Here is a 14565-nt window from a genome sequence, read left to right as displayed (position 1 = left end):
GGGCCGGCGCCGGCCGCCGCGGGCCACCTCAGGTGATGGAGGGCAGCAGCAGTTCTGCGGAGCCAGCACGGTGGGTGGCGCCGACCGCGTCGACGACCCGGGCGCAGGCGTGACGGGTGGCCTCCAGCAGCGGCACTCCAGCCAGCAGTTGCGCATTGAGCACGGCGCTGAACAGGTCGCCGGTACCTTTGGGCGCGGCATCGACGCGTTCGTGTTCGACGACCTGCGCATCCTCACGGCTGACCACTGCGACCCGCATGCGCGCGTCGGCCCACGAGTCGGGCGCGGCGCTGGTCACCACCACCCATTGGGTGTGGCCGACCAGCAACGCGCGCGCCGCATCGATCGCGCCCTCGATGGTGTCGGTCGGGAGGTTGCTGAGGCGTTCCAGCTCGAATCCGTTCGGGGTCAGGCCGTGCGCCATCGGCAACAGCGCCTGCTGATACACGGGCAGCATCGCCGGGTCAACGTACACGCCGGTGTCGTGGTCGCCGATCACCGGGTCGATCTGCACATGCAGGCCAGGGTGGCGCTCATGCATTCGGCCGATCCAGTCCGCCAGCGCCTGCGCCTGCGCGGGACCGCCCAGATAGCCGACCAGAATCGAGCGCAGCGTGGCCAATGCGCCGCGCGCGTCGAGATCCTCGAGATAGCCGCTGAACCAGTCGATTGGGACAGGCCCGCCGTGCAGGGTCGGGTAATGCGGGGTATTGCTCAGCAGCACCGTGGGCACGGCGACGACGCTCAGGCCGGCCGCCTGCAGCGTCGGCACGGCGACGTTGTTGCCGACCCGGCCATAAACGACCTGCGACTGCACCGACACCACATCGATCGCCAGTGGAGCCAGCAGCGTGGATGCCAGCACCTCCGGCTGCGCGGCGTGGCTCACGCGCCAGATTCCGTCGGCCAGTAGTGGCTGTCGGGCAGCGCACGCGCACCGAAAATCGCCTGGCCGACGCGGACCACGGTCGCGCCTTCCTCGATCGCGGTCTCGAAGTCGCCCGACATGCCCATCGACAGCTCGTCCATCCCGATGCCGTCCGGGGCATCCTGGCGCAGGCGGTCGCGCAGATCGCGCAGCAGGACAAAGCAGGCGCGCACCCGCGCGGCATCCGGCGACAGCGCCGCCAGGGTCATCAGGCCGCGCACGCGCAAGGCGCTGAAGGCGGGCAGTTCACGCACGAACGCGGCAACGTCCTCGGGTGCCAGGCCGTACTTGCTGGCCTCGCCGGACGAGTTCACCTGCACGAAGACGTCCAACGAGCGACCCTCCTCTTGCAGGCGACGATCGAGCGCCCGCGCCAGGCGCAGGCTGTCGAGGGCCTGGAACTCGCTGGCGAAGCTGGCCACCAGCTTGGCCTTGTTGGTCTGCAGATGGCCGATCACCGACCAGCGCAGGTCGGTCAGGTCGGCCATCGCCTGCCACTTCGCGTGCGCTTCCTGGACCTTGTTCTCGCCCAGGAACGTGCAGCCCGCCGCGTGAGCCAGGCGGAGGCGTGCCTCGTCGATGGTCTTGCTGACCGGCAGCAGACGGACCTCTTCCGGAGCGCGGCCGACCCGCTGGCACGCCGCCTGGATGCGTGCCTGGACGGCGTCCAGGTTGTGCCGTAGATCCGCAAGGGTGGTGGCCGGTGGATAGCTGGCGGCGGAACTCGGCGATGGGGTTGGGGTGTCCAATGGGCGGACCTCGAGGCAGGGTGGCCGGTGAGCGGGGTGGCGGGCGCGCCCCGTCTCGTTTCGCGGGTGTTGCGCGCGCGAGCCAGTGGAGCGGCGGGGCCGTGGAGACCGATTGTAACGCCGGGAACCGCCGGCCCCTGTCGTCCTTCCGGCGTGACGGCTTCACCAGCCTGCGACCGCAGACGGGATAATGTTCCGCTGCGATTCTTCACCCAAGGAGAGTTCCATGAAGACCACCGTTCTGGCCGGCGCCGCCGTAGTGGCGCTTGGTTTGGCCGCTTGCAGCAGCACCCCCGACCAGCCCCGCAAGACGCCCTCGCCATCGGCGGCATCCAGCGCGGCAATGGCGACCACCTCCACGGTCCAGCGCGCCCACGTCAACCTGGCTGGCGCCTCCGGCAGCATTGTGAGCGGGCGACTGACCATCACCCCAATGGGTGACGGCGTGCACTTCAGCGGCGAGATCGGCGGCTTCAAGCCCAACAGCACCCACGCCATCCACATCCACGAGAAGGGCGACTGCAGTGCAGCCGATGCCAGCAGTGCGGGCGGCCACTTCAATCCTGCCGGGGTGATGCACGGCCGGGTGGGTTCGACACCCCATCACGCCGGTGACATGGACAACATCGTTGCCGATGCCAAGGGCGTGGCCACGGTCGACGTGCATGCCAGCGGCCCGGTGCTGGGCGGCGGTGCGCCCAACGACGCCATCGGCCGTGCGGTGGTCGTGCATGCCGCAGCCGACGACTACACCAGCCAGCCCGCCGGTGATGCCGGGGCACGCGTGGCCTGCGGGGTCATCCAAGCGGGCTGACGGGTGTGACGCCGGCTTCCCCGGATGCGATGCTGGACGCATGCAGATAGACATCCGTGAAGCGACGCCCGACGACGCCGACCTGCTGGCGCAGTGGTCGGCGGCGATGGCGCTGGAGACCGAATCCAAGGTGCTGACCCCCGCCACCATCCTGGCGGGAGTCAGGACGGGCATCGCCGATGCCGCGCGGGCGCGGTATTTCATTGCGGTCGGTAGTGCGGTGCTCGCTGGCCGCGAGACGGTGCGCATGCCGGTCGGCACGCTGATGCTGACCCGGGAGTGGAGCGACTGGCGCAACGGTGACTGGTGGTGGATCCAGAGCGTGTACGTCGATCCCGGCTATCGCCGCCGCGGAGTGCTGTCCGCCCTGTATCGCCATGTCGAGGATCTCGCTCGCCAGACCGACGGCGTCATCGGCCTGCGTCTTTATGTCGAGCGGGACAACGCCATCGCCCAACGCACTTACGAAGCGCTGGGCATGGCCGATGCCGGCTACCGGATCTACGAAGCGGGTTTTCGCGACTGATCAGGCCAGCGCGGCGCGGCAATCATCGCCGAGGTCGCAGTGCACGAACTGCACGGCAATGCCGTGCGCGCCGAGCACCGCGGCGATCTGGCGCTGGCGCCCCTGGAAAAACTGGAACAGGCGCTGCAGGCGCTCGCGCTTGCCATCCTCCTCGGCGGTGACGCTCTGGGGATAGTGCTGTTCCCAGCTCGCGGGTGACATCAGGGCGATGCGCGCCTCGCCATTGACGTAATGCAGCAGCGGCTCGGGCGCCTCGTCCAGCCAGACGGACTGGCCCGGACGCAGTAATGCGGTTTCCAGCAGCGGCCACAGGGGCGCCAGACCGGCGTGTTCATACTGGATCGAGGTCATCGCCGCTAGGTCGTGCACGGTCATGAAGCGCGCATGCTCCACCTGCAGACCGAAAGCGGCCTGGGCGGCCAGCGCGGTATCCGCCGCCGCCATGCCCACCTCGATCAGGTCGCGCTCGAACGCATCGCCGACCCGCGCCACCACGTCCTCGGCGCCCTTCAGCACAAACGGCACCAGCCGCAGCGGACCGCCGAGGTAATCCGGCGACGGCGCCAGCGTGCCCGGCAGCACCGAGCCGCTAGCACCGAAGGCGATGATCCGGCCGTTGTCACGCTCCAGGCCACCTTGCGGCGCGCGGGCGGCCAACTCGTCCAGTTCACGATGCAGTGGCCAGCCCGGCCGCAACAACTCGACCGGATCGTAGTGGGCGCCGACGGTGATCAGTTCCAGTCGCGCCGCCTCGGGCGCGAAATCGGCCAGGTCACGGGCGATCAGCTGGGCCAGCGCACCGACTTCGGCCTGCGCCAGGCGGTCGCGGTCGACCGGCGCGTCGCCGACCACTTCGATGGCGAACGCACCCAGCACGCTCAGCGGGTCCGCTGGGTCAGGACGGGAGACAGGGTCGGAGTTGCTGGCTGGGCTCATCGGGGGTCCGTGATCGAATCCGGGTGCGGGCGGGTTGTCGGGCCTGACTGGATACGCAGGCGTTTGGTGGCGCGCGAGGCCCGGCGTTACACTGCGGACATTATGCCCGCAAGCGACCGCGGGCCCTGCAATCCCCGCTCTGGCCGGACCGCGGCGGGGCTCCAACGAGGTGACCACCGATGCGCCAAACCCGTCCCGTTGCCGTGCTCGGCGGCGTCCGGATTCCCTTCTGCCGGCAGAACACCGCCTATGCGGATGTCGGCAACCTGGGCATGTCCGTACGCACGCTCGGCGCGCTGGTCGAGAAATACGGCCTGCACGGGCAGCAACTGGGCGAGGTGGCGATGGGTGCGGTGATCAAGCACTCCAGCGACTGGAATCTCGGGCGCGAGGCGGCCCTGTCCTCGGGCCTCTCCCCGCTGACCCCGGGACTCACGCTGCAGCGTGCCTGCGGCACTTCGCTGGACACGATCGTCGGTGTGGCCAACAAGATCGCCGTGGGCCAGATCGAGGCCGGCATCGGCGGTGGCTCCGACACCACCTCGGACGTGCCCATCGTGTACGGCAGCCAGTTGCGCCGGCGCCTGCTGGCTGCCGCTGCGGCGCGCGACACCAAGGGCAAGCTGGCCGCGTTCAAGGGGTTCTCGCTGCGCGAACTCAAGCCCGATTTCCCCGGGGTCGCGGAACCGCGCACCGGCAAGTCGATGGGCGAGCACTGTGAGGAGATGGCCAAGGAATGGAACATCTCGCGTGATTCGCAGGACGAGTGGGCGCTGTCGTCGCACCAGAAACTGGCCGCCGCCTACGAGCGCGGGTTCTTCGACGACCTTGTGGTCAGCTTCCGCGGCGTCTCCCGCGACAACAACCTGCGCGCCGACAGTTCGCTGGAAAAGCTGGCGACGCTGAAACCCGCGTTTGACCGCACCTCGGGTCGTGGCACGCTGACCGCCGGCAATTCCACCCCGCTCACCGATGGCGCCGCCGCGTGCCTGCTGGCCTCGCCGGCGTGGGCTGCCGCGCACGGCCACGAGCCGCTGTGCTATCTGGTTGACTCCCAGGTCGCCGCGGTCGACTTCACCCACGGTGAGGGGCTGCTGATGGCGCCCACCATCGCCGTGCCGGAGATGCTCGCCCGTAACGGCCTGAGCCTGCAGGACTTCGACTTCTACGAGATCCACGAGGCGTTCTCCGCCCAGGTGCTGTGCACGCTGCGCGCTTGGGAAAACGAGGAGTACTGCAGGAACCGGCTGGGGCTGGACGCGCCGCTGGGACGGATCGACCCGGCCCGGATCAACCCCAACGGATCGTCATTGGCGACCGGCCATCCGTTTGCGGCGACCGGTGCGCGCATCGTCGCCACCGCGGCCAAGGAGCTGGAGCAACGCGGCGGTGGACGTTGCCTGGTGTCGATCTGCACCGCCGGTGGCATGGGCGTGGTGGCGATTCTGGAGCGCTGAGGCACCCGTTTACGTATCCACCCCCTGCACCGCCGGCTGCATCGCGCCCGGCACGCCAACCGGCGCGGCGGGCGCTCCGCGACAGCTATTCGCGCAGGCGCGGCATGCCGTGTTCGTCGCGCTCCTCCACCACCGCCATGTCATGCAACTGTTGGCGCATGTCGCGACCTGGCAACTCGGTGATGGCCTCGCCGCGGCTGGCGCGCAAGGCGTTGGCGTAGGCCAGGCGACTGCGGGCCTCGTCGCCGGACTCCGCGAACCCGTGCCCCAACTCCTCCCACGCATCGGCGCCGGCGCCCTGGGCGATGGCGCGGTGCAGGTGGCTCTCTGCCTGCGCCCAGCGCCCCTGCAGGCGATTGATCCGCGCCAGCGTCAGCAGGAGTGCGGGGCTGCCCGGATGCGACTGCAGCCAGCGCTCGGCGTTTTCGCGCCGCCGCTCCAGGTGACCGATGGGCAGGCGGCCGTAAAGCGCGGCCAGCGATTCGTCCCAGCGCTCATCGAGTGCCTTTTCCACGCTTTTCGCCGCGGCGTCCTCCCAGCGCAGGGCGGCGGCTCGCTCGGCATACGCCGTCACGGCGTCGGGATCGGTACGGAACGCCTTGGGCAGTGATTCCCACCGGTCGGCAAGGATATTCGCGTCGCCAGCCTCGCGCAGCGCGGCGCTCGCCCACTGCGCTTCCAGCCGGTCCAGCTGTGGTGCCGGCAGCACCTTCTGCTGCCGCATGGCGCCCAGCAGCCCGTACGCCTCGCCCACCTCGCCGGTCGCCGCCAATGCGTGTGCGCGCAGCAGCAAACCGCGCGGCGGCAACGGCTGCACGTCCGGTGTCTCCAGCAGCATCAGGGCCTCCGCGGGGCGACCGTCCGCCAAGGCCAGTTCGGCGCCGATCACCGCGCGGGTGACCGGGTGGGAGCCGGTCAACGCGTCCAGGTGCTGACGCGCACGCGGCGCATCACCAGCCGCGGCGGCGGCGCGTGCCGCGCCGGCATGGGCCAGCTGGGCCACGCCCTGGCGCAGCGCCATGGGCTGGCGCGCGGCTTCGTCGAGCAGCTTCTCCGAGCGTCCCCACTGCCCCAGCTCCAGCGCGCCCAAGCCATCGACCAGTTTCATCCGCGCGGCGCGGTTGCGGCGCCGGCGCAGGGTGATGAAGGGCAGGGTGAGCATCTTCCAGATCAACCACAACGCGATCCAGATCCCCAGGCCGACCAGGATTGCCGCAGCCAGGGTCGTCACGTAGCGGGTGCCACGGAAGTCGAGCGTCAGGACGCCCGGGTCCTGGACGAGCAGCTGGGCGGCCAGCGCGCCAACCAGCGCCAGCACGATCCAGAACAACAGGTTGCGGAACAGGTTCATGGCAGGTGCTCCCGATTACTCGCGCGCACTTGGCGCAACTGGATCAATGTGGTGCCTAGCGTCGGAAGCGCGGGTGAAAGGGGCATCGCGGCGATCTCGCGCAACTGCGAACGGGCGTCGTTGGCAGCATCGGGCGTGGTGTCGATCCGGTCCAGCCATGCCTCCGAGCGATCCAATGCGGCGCGATACGCCGCCGTGTCGCGGCGTTCGGCCGCGGCCCGCGCCAACGTGATCTCCAACTGCAGGCCGGCTTGCGCGTCGGCCTGCTCGGCCGGATCAAGGACGTGCGGCTGGTCAAGGTGTCGCACCTCCACGATGCCGATGAACGCGCGCTTCCACCAGGGTTGCGGGGACGCAGCGACGGCAGGCTTGGCCGGTTGCGGGGCGCTGATGGTCTTGGCCCATTCGTCCAGCCGGGACAGCGCGCGCGTGCGCGGCTCGGCGCCCAGCGCATCGAGCGCCGCACGCTCCTGGCCCAGGGTCTGACGCAGGTTGAGGTAAGCCGGGTCTTCCATCGCCTCCAACACCCCGGCGGCGAGCGCATAACTGCGCCGTGCGCCCTCCAAGTCGCCGGCGATCTGCAGGCGCTGCTGGCCCAGGCTGAGCAGCACTTCGGCCTCGTCCAGGCGCAGGGCCTGCGCGCCGAGGCGTGCCGGATCGCTGTAGCGGGCGAAGCTGTCCTCGATCAGGGCCGAGCGCTCGGACAGACCCAGCAGCTCGTCCCGCAGGATGTGGTTGGTGGCAATGGCCTGTTGCAGGCGCTTGGCCTGCACGCCCTGATCCCCGCGCAAGGCGGTCAGACGCTGGTTCAGCGTTTCCAGCCGCAGCTCCACATCGCTGGCCTGGGCGACGTCCTGGGCCTGATGATGCTGCCAGCGATAACCGCCGTAGACCAACACACCGGCAACCACCAGCAGGGCGAGCAGCCACGGCCAAGCCGCTCGGCGACGGGGGGTTGGGACGGGTGGAGTGCTGGACACGTCATACAGTCGATTGGTGGGGATTCCAATGCTACCGGACGGGCGTGTGCGCAGGCGTCATGGCATCAGTTGCGCGGCCGCCTCGATCATGTCGGTCGGGCGGGCGCTGCGGGCCTGCCGGCAGGTGGCGAACCCGGAGTCGCGCGCCAGTTCCACCAGCCGTGCGCTGGCCGCCACCACCGGCAGTGCCAGCAGGCGTTCGACGACCGGCGCCGGCAGCGTCTGCAATGCGAGCTGCAGGGCCTCGCCGCTGGATACGGCGAGCACCGCGGGCGCATCGAGGTTTTGCACGGCCGCCACCGCGTGCGCTGGCGGGACGACGGGAACGCGTCGGTAAACATCGGCGCGGATCACCTGCGCGCCGCGAGCCGCCAACGCCGGAGGCAAGGTGCCACGCCCCCCGGGCGCGGTGACCAGACCGACAGTGCTGCCACGCAGTTGCTGCAGCCCCGGCAGCGCCAGCAGCCCTTCACTGTCCATGCGGGTGGGAGCGGCGACATCGGCCACCCCGGCGCGTCGCAACGCGGCGGCGGTCCCCGAGCCGACGGCAAACCACGCCTGGCCCGGCATCGCCCGAAGATCGCGAAGCGTCGCAGCCGACCGCGCGGCCTCCGGGCTGGTGAACACCAGTCGGTCGGCGGCCAGCGCCCGCTCCAGCGCGGCGCGGCTTTCCACGCTGTCAATTGTTTCCAGCTTCCACGGCGCCAATGCCAGCAGGCCGGCATCGTGGCGGAGGGCGGCGCGGCGCAACGTGGCGTTGCCGCCACGTGGACGTAGCGAGATCACGTACCATGCGGGGGCTTGGCTGCGCGCTGTCATCGGCACAGCTTGGCATGCGCCATTGAGGACTGCATGCCCCGTTATGCTGTCTGCGCACTCCCCCTCTTTTTTTACCGGTCGATCCGGCTCCAGCCAGGGTTTACATGCCGCAGTTTGCGTCCTACAGCGAGGCCTTGCAGCGTCTCGAGCAGCGTTTCCATTCAATGCCGCCGGTAGCGGCGATGGCCCCTGTGATCGAAAGCTTCGATGGCGACAGGCTGACTCTCCGGGCGCCGCTGGACCTGCACGTCAACGACAAGGGCTGCGCCTTTGGCGGCAGCATGGTGTCGTTGCTGACGCTCGCTTCCTGGGGGCTGGTGACGATGCAGGTCGAGGCCGCCGGACTCGATGCGGGGATCTACGTCGCCGATAGTCAGGTGCGCTACCTGCACCCGGTCTACGAGGACCTGCGAATCACTGCCGAGCTGGCGCCCTCGGGCGGCTGGGACGCATTCATCGCGACCCTTCGCCAGCGCCGGCGCGCGCGCATCAGCCTGGTCGCCCGCCTGACGTTGGCCGACGGTCGGCTGGCGACCGACTTCAGCGCCCGCTACGTCGCCATCGCCCGCTGAGCCGCCCCAACCACAGCGCCCCCGTTACGATGGTCCGCTAGCCACCTGGAGAAATCCCAATCGTGCACTGGCCTACCTCTTTTATTCCGCGCAAGCGCTGGCCCGGCCTGCGCTCGGCGCTGCTTGTACTTGCCGCCCTGCTGGTGCTTGCCGGCTGCGGCAGCGCCAGTCCCGCGGCCAATGCGCTGGATTCCGCGCAATATGCCTGGTCCGGAGCGATCCGCTGGGGCGATTTCGGCGGTGCGCGCAATCTGGTTGACCCCGCGGTCCGCGAGGCGAACCCGCTCACGCAGCTGCAGATGGACCGCTACGAACAGGTCCAGGTGTCCTCCTACCGCGACGTCGGCGGTGCCGTGGATACCGCCGCCGGGCGCGCGGTGCGCAACATCGAGATCGGCGTCATCAACCGCCACACCATGGCCGAGCGCACGGTCCGTTATCTGGAGCAGTGGCGCTGGGACGAGGACGCCAAGGCCTGGTGGCTGGTCAGTGATCTGCCTGATCTGTGGGCCGGCCAATGAGCGTGTTTTTGCACCCGCCCCGCCGCTGGGCGACAATCGCCGCCCCCAAGCCCGCGTGCGTGATTCCGTGACCTTTGAAGAACTGCTGGCATTCGCCCAGCGTCACCCCCTGCTTTCGTTGGCGCTGGTCGGCATCACCGTGGCGCTGGTGTTCACCGAAATCGCCCAGCTGTTCCGGGGTTACGCCGGGCTGCGACCGGCCGAGCTGGTCGCGCTGATGAACCGCGACAACGCGCTGGTCATCGACCTGTCGCCCAGCAGCGACTTCGAGAAGGGCCACATCGCCGGCAGCAAGTCGGTCCAGCCCAGCCAGTTCGATCCGGAGAGCAAGCAGCTCGCCGCCGCCAAGGCGCTGCCGGTGATCGTCGTGTGCCGTACCGGTATGACCGCCGGCGCGTCGGCCAAGCGCTTGAAGAAGGCCGGCTTCGAGAAGGTCTATGTCCTTGAAGGTGGCATCCAGGCATGGCGCCAGGCCGATCTGCCGTTGGTGAAGGGACGCCGCGGCTGAACGCGCCGTAGGCGCCAGCGCTCCCTTGCGTCGCTGCCCGACGCCCCCAGTCTTGCGCGGGGCGAGCGTTGATCGCATGCCATAATCGTTACCTTTCCGTCTTTACGCTGGAGTAATCCCGATGTCCGAAGAAACCCTCAACGGTGCCGCCGCGCCGGCCGAAGCCGCCACCGGGCCGTCTTTCACGGTCGAGAAGATCTACGCCAAGGACGTCTCTTTCGAAGTTCCCGGCGGCCCCGGCGTGTTCAACGAGCAGGCCCAGCCGGAGCTGCAGATGAATCTCAGCCAGAGCGTGCAGCAGGTCAACGAAGGCCTGTATGAAGTCGTTCTGGGCATCACCCTGACCTGCAATGCCAACGACAAGCCGCTGTACCTGGCCGAAGTGAAGCAGGCCGGCGTGTTCAGTTTGACCGGTTTTGAGCCGGCGCAGCTCGACGCGATGCTCGGCATCCACTGCCCGAACGTGCTCTACCCGTATTCGCGAGCCCTGATCAGCAGCCTGATCCAGTCCGGTGGTTTCCCGCCGTTCTTCCTGCAGCCGATCAATTTCGAGGCCCTCTACAGCGAGAGCCTGCGTCAGCGGGCCGCCAAGGAAGCCGAGAACGCGACCCCCGGACTGGACGGCGTCGAGACCGCCGGCAACGCCTGATCGCGGCGGCATGAGCGATCTGCTGGAAACCAGCGCCCTGCGCGTCGCCGTGCTGGGTGCGGGCTCGTGGGGCACCGCACTGGCCGCGTTGATAGCCAGACACGGCCATGACACGGTGCTGTGGGGTCGGGATGCCGATGCCATCGCCGGCATCGAGCACGACCGTCAGAACGCCCGTTATCTGCCAGGGATCACGCTACCGGACACGCTGCGCGCGACCGGTGATCTGGCCGCAGCGATGCACGACGCCGACCTGGTGCTGGTGGTGGTGCCTTCGCATGCCTTTGCCGACACCCTGCGATTGCTTGCGCCCTATCGCCCCGCGCATGCCGGCGTGGCCTGGGCCAGCAAGGGCTTCGAGCCGGGCAGCGGCCGTTTCCTGCACGAGGTTGCCGCCGAGGTGCTTGGCGGGCAGGTTCCGTTGGCGGTGGTTACCGGCCCTTCCTTTGCCAAGGAGGTTGCCATTGGCCTGCCCACCGCGCTGACCGTGCATTCGGCAACGGAGGGTTTTGCCAAGCGCGTCGCCGACGTCCTGCATGGCCCGAGCTTCCGCGCCTACACCGGCGATGACATGCTCGGTGCCGAACTGGGCGGGGCGATGAAGAACGTGCTGGCAGTGGCCACCGGAGTCGCCGACGGCATGGAGTTGGGCCTGAATGCCCGCGCCGGCCTGATCACCCGCGGCCTGAACGAGATGCTGCGGCTCAACCGCGCCTTGGGCGGTCGTCCCGAGACGGTGATGGGCCTTGCCGGACTGGGCGATCTGGTCCTGACCTGCACCGGCGACCTGTCACGCAACCGCCGCCTTGGCCTGGCGCTGGGCCGTGGTCAATCCATCGAGGATGCGGTCCGCGAGATCGGCCAGGTCGTCGAGTCGGTGCAGACCGCCGACGAGGTGATGCGTCTGGCTCGTCGCCACGAGGTCGAGTTGCCGATCGCCGAAGCGGTATTCGCGGTGTTGCATGGCGATCTCACACCCGCCCAGGGTCTTCGCCAGTTGATGGCACGCGAGCAGAAAGCCGAGTATCCGGGTCCGCTGTTTGGCTGATTCCGCAGGGGTCCGTATATAAAAAAGGGATCCGCACATAAAAAAGCCCGGCCGAAGCCGGGCTTTTTTGATCGCGACGATCCACCGGAGTGGATCGGGAGAGAGGGTTCGCGACTTACTGCCTGGTGGTGCTCAGAACGTAATGCGCGGACCGATGAACCACTGGGTGTCGCCGTCGACGAACTTGACGTCGCCGCTCAGGCCCCACATCGGGTTGAACTTCACCTGCGCACCAAGACGGCCGTAGAAGTCACCGTCATAGTCGCTGCCGTCTTCATAGCCGGCCATCGCATAGCCTTCGAAGTTCGGGGCCAGCGCGCCGCGCACGCCGACTTCAACGCTGTAGCCGTTCAGGCTGTTGTTGAACTCGTCCTCTGAGCGCTCGTAGGCGACGCGGGTCACCAGATCGGCAGCCGGGGAGATCTCGTGGTTGTAGCCCACGCCCAGACGCCACTGGTCGATCTTCACACCGCGGTAGCGCAGCGGGCCAACGAAGAAATCGTCGGTCTTCTGGTTGGAGTAGTCACCAAACACGTGGAAGTTCGGCGCAATGGCGCCGGAACCGCGGATGGCGAAGCCGTCGGCATCGCTGTAATCGGTGTCGGTAGCGATGTAGCCGGCTTCGACGTAGTTGTAGGAGATCCCATCGGCGGCCGAAGCAGCAAACGGAAGCGCGGCGATCAGGCTCAGGGCAAGCAGGGACTTCTTCATGATTCTCGGCCTCTTGGAAAGGGTTGTCTCATTCCGACTGCGGCCACCTCAAACCAAGGTGGCATCCCAGCTGGACGCGGGCAGTATCGCCGCAGGCGAGTAATCCCAACTGAATTGTGTACTTGAGCGTTCAATAACTACAGGTGCTGTTCAGGTTGGCATATCCAACGCCGGGTTGACCGCCGTCATGAAGCCCAGACCCGTCCGTCTTCAGAATGGGCGCGCGACGATGGGGTCGATCTCCGAGGAGTCCAGCATGGCAATCCGTTTTCCGTCCGTTTCAACCAGCATTCTGGACGCCGTCGGCGATACGCCCCTGGTGGAGGTGGAAGGGATCCTGGCCAAGCTCGAGTTCCTGAATCCATCCGGCTCGATCAAGGCGCGCATCGCCAAGTACATGATCGAGAAGGCCGAGGAGGCCGGCCTGTTGCAACCGGGCGACACCATTGTGGAAGCCACCAGCGGCAACACCGGCAACGCGCTGGCCATGGTCGCGGCGGTGAAGGGTTACCGGATGCTGGTGGTGATGCCTGAAGGCCTGTCCGGCGAAAGGGTCGCAATATCACGCGCCTACGGGGCCGAAGTGCTGTTCTGCGGTGACTTCCACGTCAATTCCGCGCTCGAGAAGGCGCGCGAGCTGGGCGCGCAGCCCAACCACTTCTGCCCCAGCCAGTTCGAGTCGGAGTGGAACGTGGAGGAAAACCGGCTCGTCCTCGGTCCGGAAATCCTCGCCCAGCTGCCTGAAGGCGTGGTGCCCGACGCGCTGGTGGCCGGCGTGGGCACCGGCGGCACCCTGATCGGCGTCGGCCAGGCGTTCCGCGAGGTGAATGCGGACGTCCGCCTGTTTGCGATGGAACCCTCCGAATCGCAGACGCTGCTGTGCGGCGAGGTTGCCCTGCACAAGATCGAAGGTATCTCCGATGGCTTCGTGCCGGGGATCTTCCAGCGGCACGGCGCGCTGGTCGATGAGGTCACCAGTGTCGCCAGTGCGGATGCGGTCGGCGCGATGCGGCACTTGGCCCGCGCGCACGGGCTGTTCTGCGGTCCGAGCTCGGGCGCCCACCTGTTGGCCGCCAAGCGGGTCCGCGAGTTGCATCCGGAGCTGAAAACCGTGGTGACGCTGTTTTGCGACAAGGGCGAGAAATACCTGCAGGAGTATTTCGTCCAGGCCGACAGCGCGCCGGAGGAGCCGACTCCCTTCATCTGAGGACCCCGGCTCGGTCGATAGCATGACCGCGCCATCCTCCCGGGAGTCCGATCATGGGCTGGACCCTGCATACCCATTCCGACGCTGGCCAACTGGCCGTGCATCTGGCCGATTCGCTGCAAGCTTCGTTGAGGGCGGGTCTGGAGGCCCGCGGCAGCGCCATGCTTGCCCTCGCAGGCGGGCAGACGCCGTGGCCGGTGTACCGGCGCTTGGCACAGGCACTATTGCCGTGGCAGCACGTCACGCTCTTGCCGACCGATGATCGTTGCGTGCCGGTGGATTCGCCGGCATCCAACCTGGGCGGTCTGGGCGCGGCGTTCGCGCCTGCCAAAGGTGTGCAACTGGCGGCGTTGACCGCACCCGACGGCGATCCAGACGCCTCCCTGATCGAGGCGCGCGCCTGGCTGGCGCTGCATCGACAGCATTTTGACGCCGTCGTACTGGGGATGGGCAACGACGGCCATACCGCGTCGCTGTTTCCGGACGCCCCCGAGCTGGCGTGCGGCTACGACCCGGTCCTGGAAGCGTGCCGTGTCGATCCCGACCCGTTGCCCCCCGAAGCGCCGTACCCGCGGATCAGCCTGACTGTGGGGCGCTTGGTGCGCTCCAATGCGCTGCACCTGCTGATCACCGGCGAGGCCAAGCGCGCCGTGTTGGAAGAAGCGATCGCGCTGAACGATCCGCAGCGCCATCCGGTGATGGCGGTGCTGGGTGCGCCCACGGTGGATGTGCAGATCCACTGGAGCCCGTAAGCCGGCGTGTGCCGCGGACGTCGCCCTCTCCTGCTCG

At 68.2% G+C, this 14565-nt stretch carries 17 protein-coding genes; 10 read left to right on the top strand and 7 right to left on the bottom strand.

The genetic code is table 11. The features are described from left to right. Nucleotides 1-28 precede the first annotated feature (28 nt). Together pdxK and KZ491_RS11740 are read right to left on the bottom strand one after the other, a co-directional pair. Nucleotides 29-889 (bottom strand): pyridoxine/pyridoxal/pyridoxamine kinase, encoded by an 861-nt coding sequence (gene pdxK / locus KZ491_RS11745; protein ID WP_222566043.1) that lies wholly within the window; start codon nucleotides 887-889, stop codon nucleotides 29-31. Then, on the bottom strand, nucleotides 886-1677 hold the full coding sequence (locus KZ491_RS11740) for a YggS family pyridoxal phosphate-dependent enzyme (protein ID WP_222566042.1): 792 nt from the start codon (nucleotides 1675-1677) through the stop codon (nucleotides 886-888). The genes pdxK and KZ491_RS11740 overlap by 4 nt, the downstream gene beginning before the upstream one ends. Before the next feature lie 226 nt (nucleotides 1678-1903). Between KZ491_RS11740 and KZ491_RS11735 the strand changes: the two genes are divergently transcribed. Both KZ491_RS11735 and KZ491_RS11730 read left to right on the top strand, forming a co-directional pair. After that, nucleotides 1904-2491 carry a superoxide dismutase family protein gene (locus tag KZ491_RS11735; RefSeq protein ID WP_222566041.1) on the top strand — a complete coding sequence of 196 codons (588 nt, stop codon included), beginning with the start codon at nucleotides 1904-1906 and terminating at the stop codon, nucleotides 2489-2491. Nucleotides 2492-2531: 40 nt separating this feature from the next. Further along, the gene (locus KZ491_RS11730; RefSeq protein ID WP_222566040.1) at nucleotides 2532-3017 is read left to right on the top strand and encodes a GNAT family N-acetyltransferase; all 486 of its coding nucleotides are present in this window, start codon (nucleotides 2532-2534) and stop codon (nucleotides 3015-3017) included. On the opposite strand, the gene KZ491_RS11725 is transcribed toward KZ491_RS11730, so the two are convergent. After that, a complete protein-coding gene (locus tag KZ491_RS11725) occupies nucleotides 3018-3953 on the bottom strand; it encodes a hypothetical protein (RefSeq protein WP_222566039.1) in 936 nt (311 codons plus the stop codon). Nucleotides 3954-4132: 179 nt separating this feature from the next. Here KZ491_RS11725 and KZ491_RS11720 point away from each other — a divergent pair, with 179 nt between their 5' ends. Continuing rightward, entirely contained in the window at nucleotides 4133-5410 is a 1278-nt protein-coding gene (locus KZ491_RS11720; protein ID WP_222566038.1) for an acetyl-CoA C-acetyltransferase, read from the top strand. A gap of 85 nt (nucleotides 5411-5495) precedes the next feature. Here KZ491_RS11720 and KZ491_RS11715 read toward each other — a convergent pair whose 3' ends face one another. The 3 genes from KZ491_RS11715 to KZ491_RS11705 are packed head-to-tail and all read right to left on the bottom strand — an operon-like array spanning nucleotide 5496 to nucleotide 8560. Next, nucleotides 5496-6761: a heme biosynthesis protein HemY gene (locus tag KZ491_RS11715; protein ID WP_222566037.1), complete on the bottom strand. Its 1266-nt coding sequence runs from the start codon at nucleotides 6759-6761 to the stop codon at nucleotides 5496-5498. Next, the gene (locus KZ491_RS11710; protein WP_222566036.1) at nucleotides 6758-7741 is read right to left on the bottom strand and encodes a uroporphyrinogen-III C-methyltransferase; all 984 of its coding nucleotides are present in this window, start codon (nucleotides 7739-7741) and stop codon (nucleotides 6758-6760) included. The genes KZ491_RS11715 and KZ491_RS11710 overlap by 4 nt, the downstream gene beginning before the upstream one ends. 57 nt (nucleotides 7742-7798) lie before the next feature. Next, a complete protein-coding gene (locus KZ491_RS11705) occupies nucleotides 7799-8560 on the bottom strand; it encodes a uroporphyrinogen-III synthase (protein WP_222566035.1) in 762 nt (253 codons plus the stop codon). 104 nt (nucleotides 8561-8664) lie between these two features. Between KZ491_RS11705 and KZ491_RS11700 the strand changes: the two genes are divergently transcribed. The 5 genes from KZ491_RS11700 to KZ491_RS11680 all read left to right on the top strand — a co-directional run bounded on the left by KZ491_RS11700 (nucleotide 8665) and on the right by KZ491_RS11680 (nucleotide 11858). Further along, nucleotides 8665-9132: a YiiD C-terminal domain-containing protein gene (locus KZ491_RS11700; protein ID WP_222566034.1), complete on the top strand. Its 468-nt coding sequence runs from the start codon at nucleotides 8665-8667 to the stop codon at nucleotides 9130-9132. 62 nt (nucleotides 9133-9194) lie between these two features. Next, the gene (locus tag KZ491_RS11695) at nucleotides 9195-9653 is read left to right on the top strand and encodes a hypothetical protein (protein ID WP_343225620.1); all 459 of its coding nucleotides are present in this window, start codon (nucleotides 9195-9197) and stop codon (nucleotides 9651-9653) included. Nucleotides 9654-9720: 67 nt separating this feature from the next. Then, the gene (locus KZ491_RS11690; protein ID WP_193985285.1) at nucleotides 9721-10161 is read left to right on the top strand and encodes a rhodanese-like domain-containing protein; all 441 of its coding nucleotides are present in this window, start codon (nucleotides 9721-9723) and stop codon (nucleotides 10159-10161) included. A 121-nt stretch (nucleotides 10162-10282) separates the two neighbouring features. Then, the gene (gene secB / locus KZ491_RS11685; RefSeq protein ID WP_222566033.1) at nucleotides 10283-10810 is read left to right on the top strand and encodes a protein-export chaperone SecB; all 528 of its coding nucleotides are present in this window, start codon (nucleotides 10283-10285) and stop codon (nucleotides 10808-10810) included. Nucleotides 10811-10820: 10 nt separating this feature from the next. After that, entirely contained in the window at nucleotides 10821-11858 is a 1038-nt protein-coding gene (locus tag KZ491_RS11680) for an NAD(P)H-dependent glycerol-3-phosphate dehydrogenase (protein ID WP_222566032.1), read from the top strand. Between the two features lie 132 nt (nucleotides 11859-11990). On the opposite strand, the gene KZ491_RS11675 is transcribed toward KZ491_RS11680, so the two are convergent. Then, nucleotides 11991-12569, bottom strand: coding sequence for an OmpO family porin (locus tag KZ491_RS11675; RefSeq protein ID WP_222566031.1), 579 nt, complete (start codon nucleotides 12567-12569; stop codon nucleotides 11991-11993). Nucleotides 12570-12825: 256 nt separating this feature from the next. Here KZ491_RS11675 and KZ491_RS11670 point away from each other — a divergent pair, with 256 nt between their 5' ends. Next, on the top strand, nucleotides 12826-13776 hold the full coding sequence (locus KZ491_RS11670) for a PLP-dependent cysteine synthase family protein (RefSeq protein WP_222566030.1): 951 nt from the start codon (nucleotides 12826-12828) through the stop codon (nucleotides 13774-13776). A gap of 53 nt (nucleotides 13777-13829) precedes the next feature. Next, nucleotides 13830-14528, top strand: coding sequence for a 6-phosphogluconolactonase (pgl, locus tag KZ491_RS11665; protein ID WP_222566029.1), 699 nt, complete (start codon nucleotides 13830-13832; stop codon nucleotides 14526-14528). Nucleotides 14529-14565 lie beyond the last annotated feature (37 nt).

This window comes from Novilysobacter antarcticus (genome assembly GCF_019802285.1).
GTDB classification, from domain to species: Bacteria; Pseudomonadota; Gammaproteobacteria; order Xanthomonadales; family Xanthomonadaceae; genus Novilysobacter; species Novilysobacter antarcticus.
Note: the sequence above shows the minus strand (reverse complement) of the source record. Positions and strands in the feature narration are given on the sequence as shown.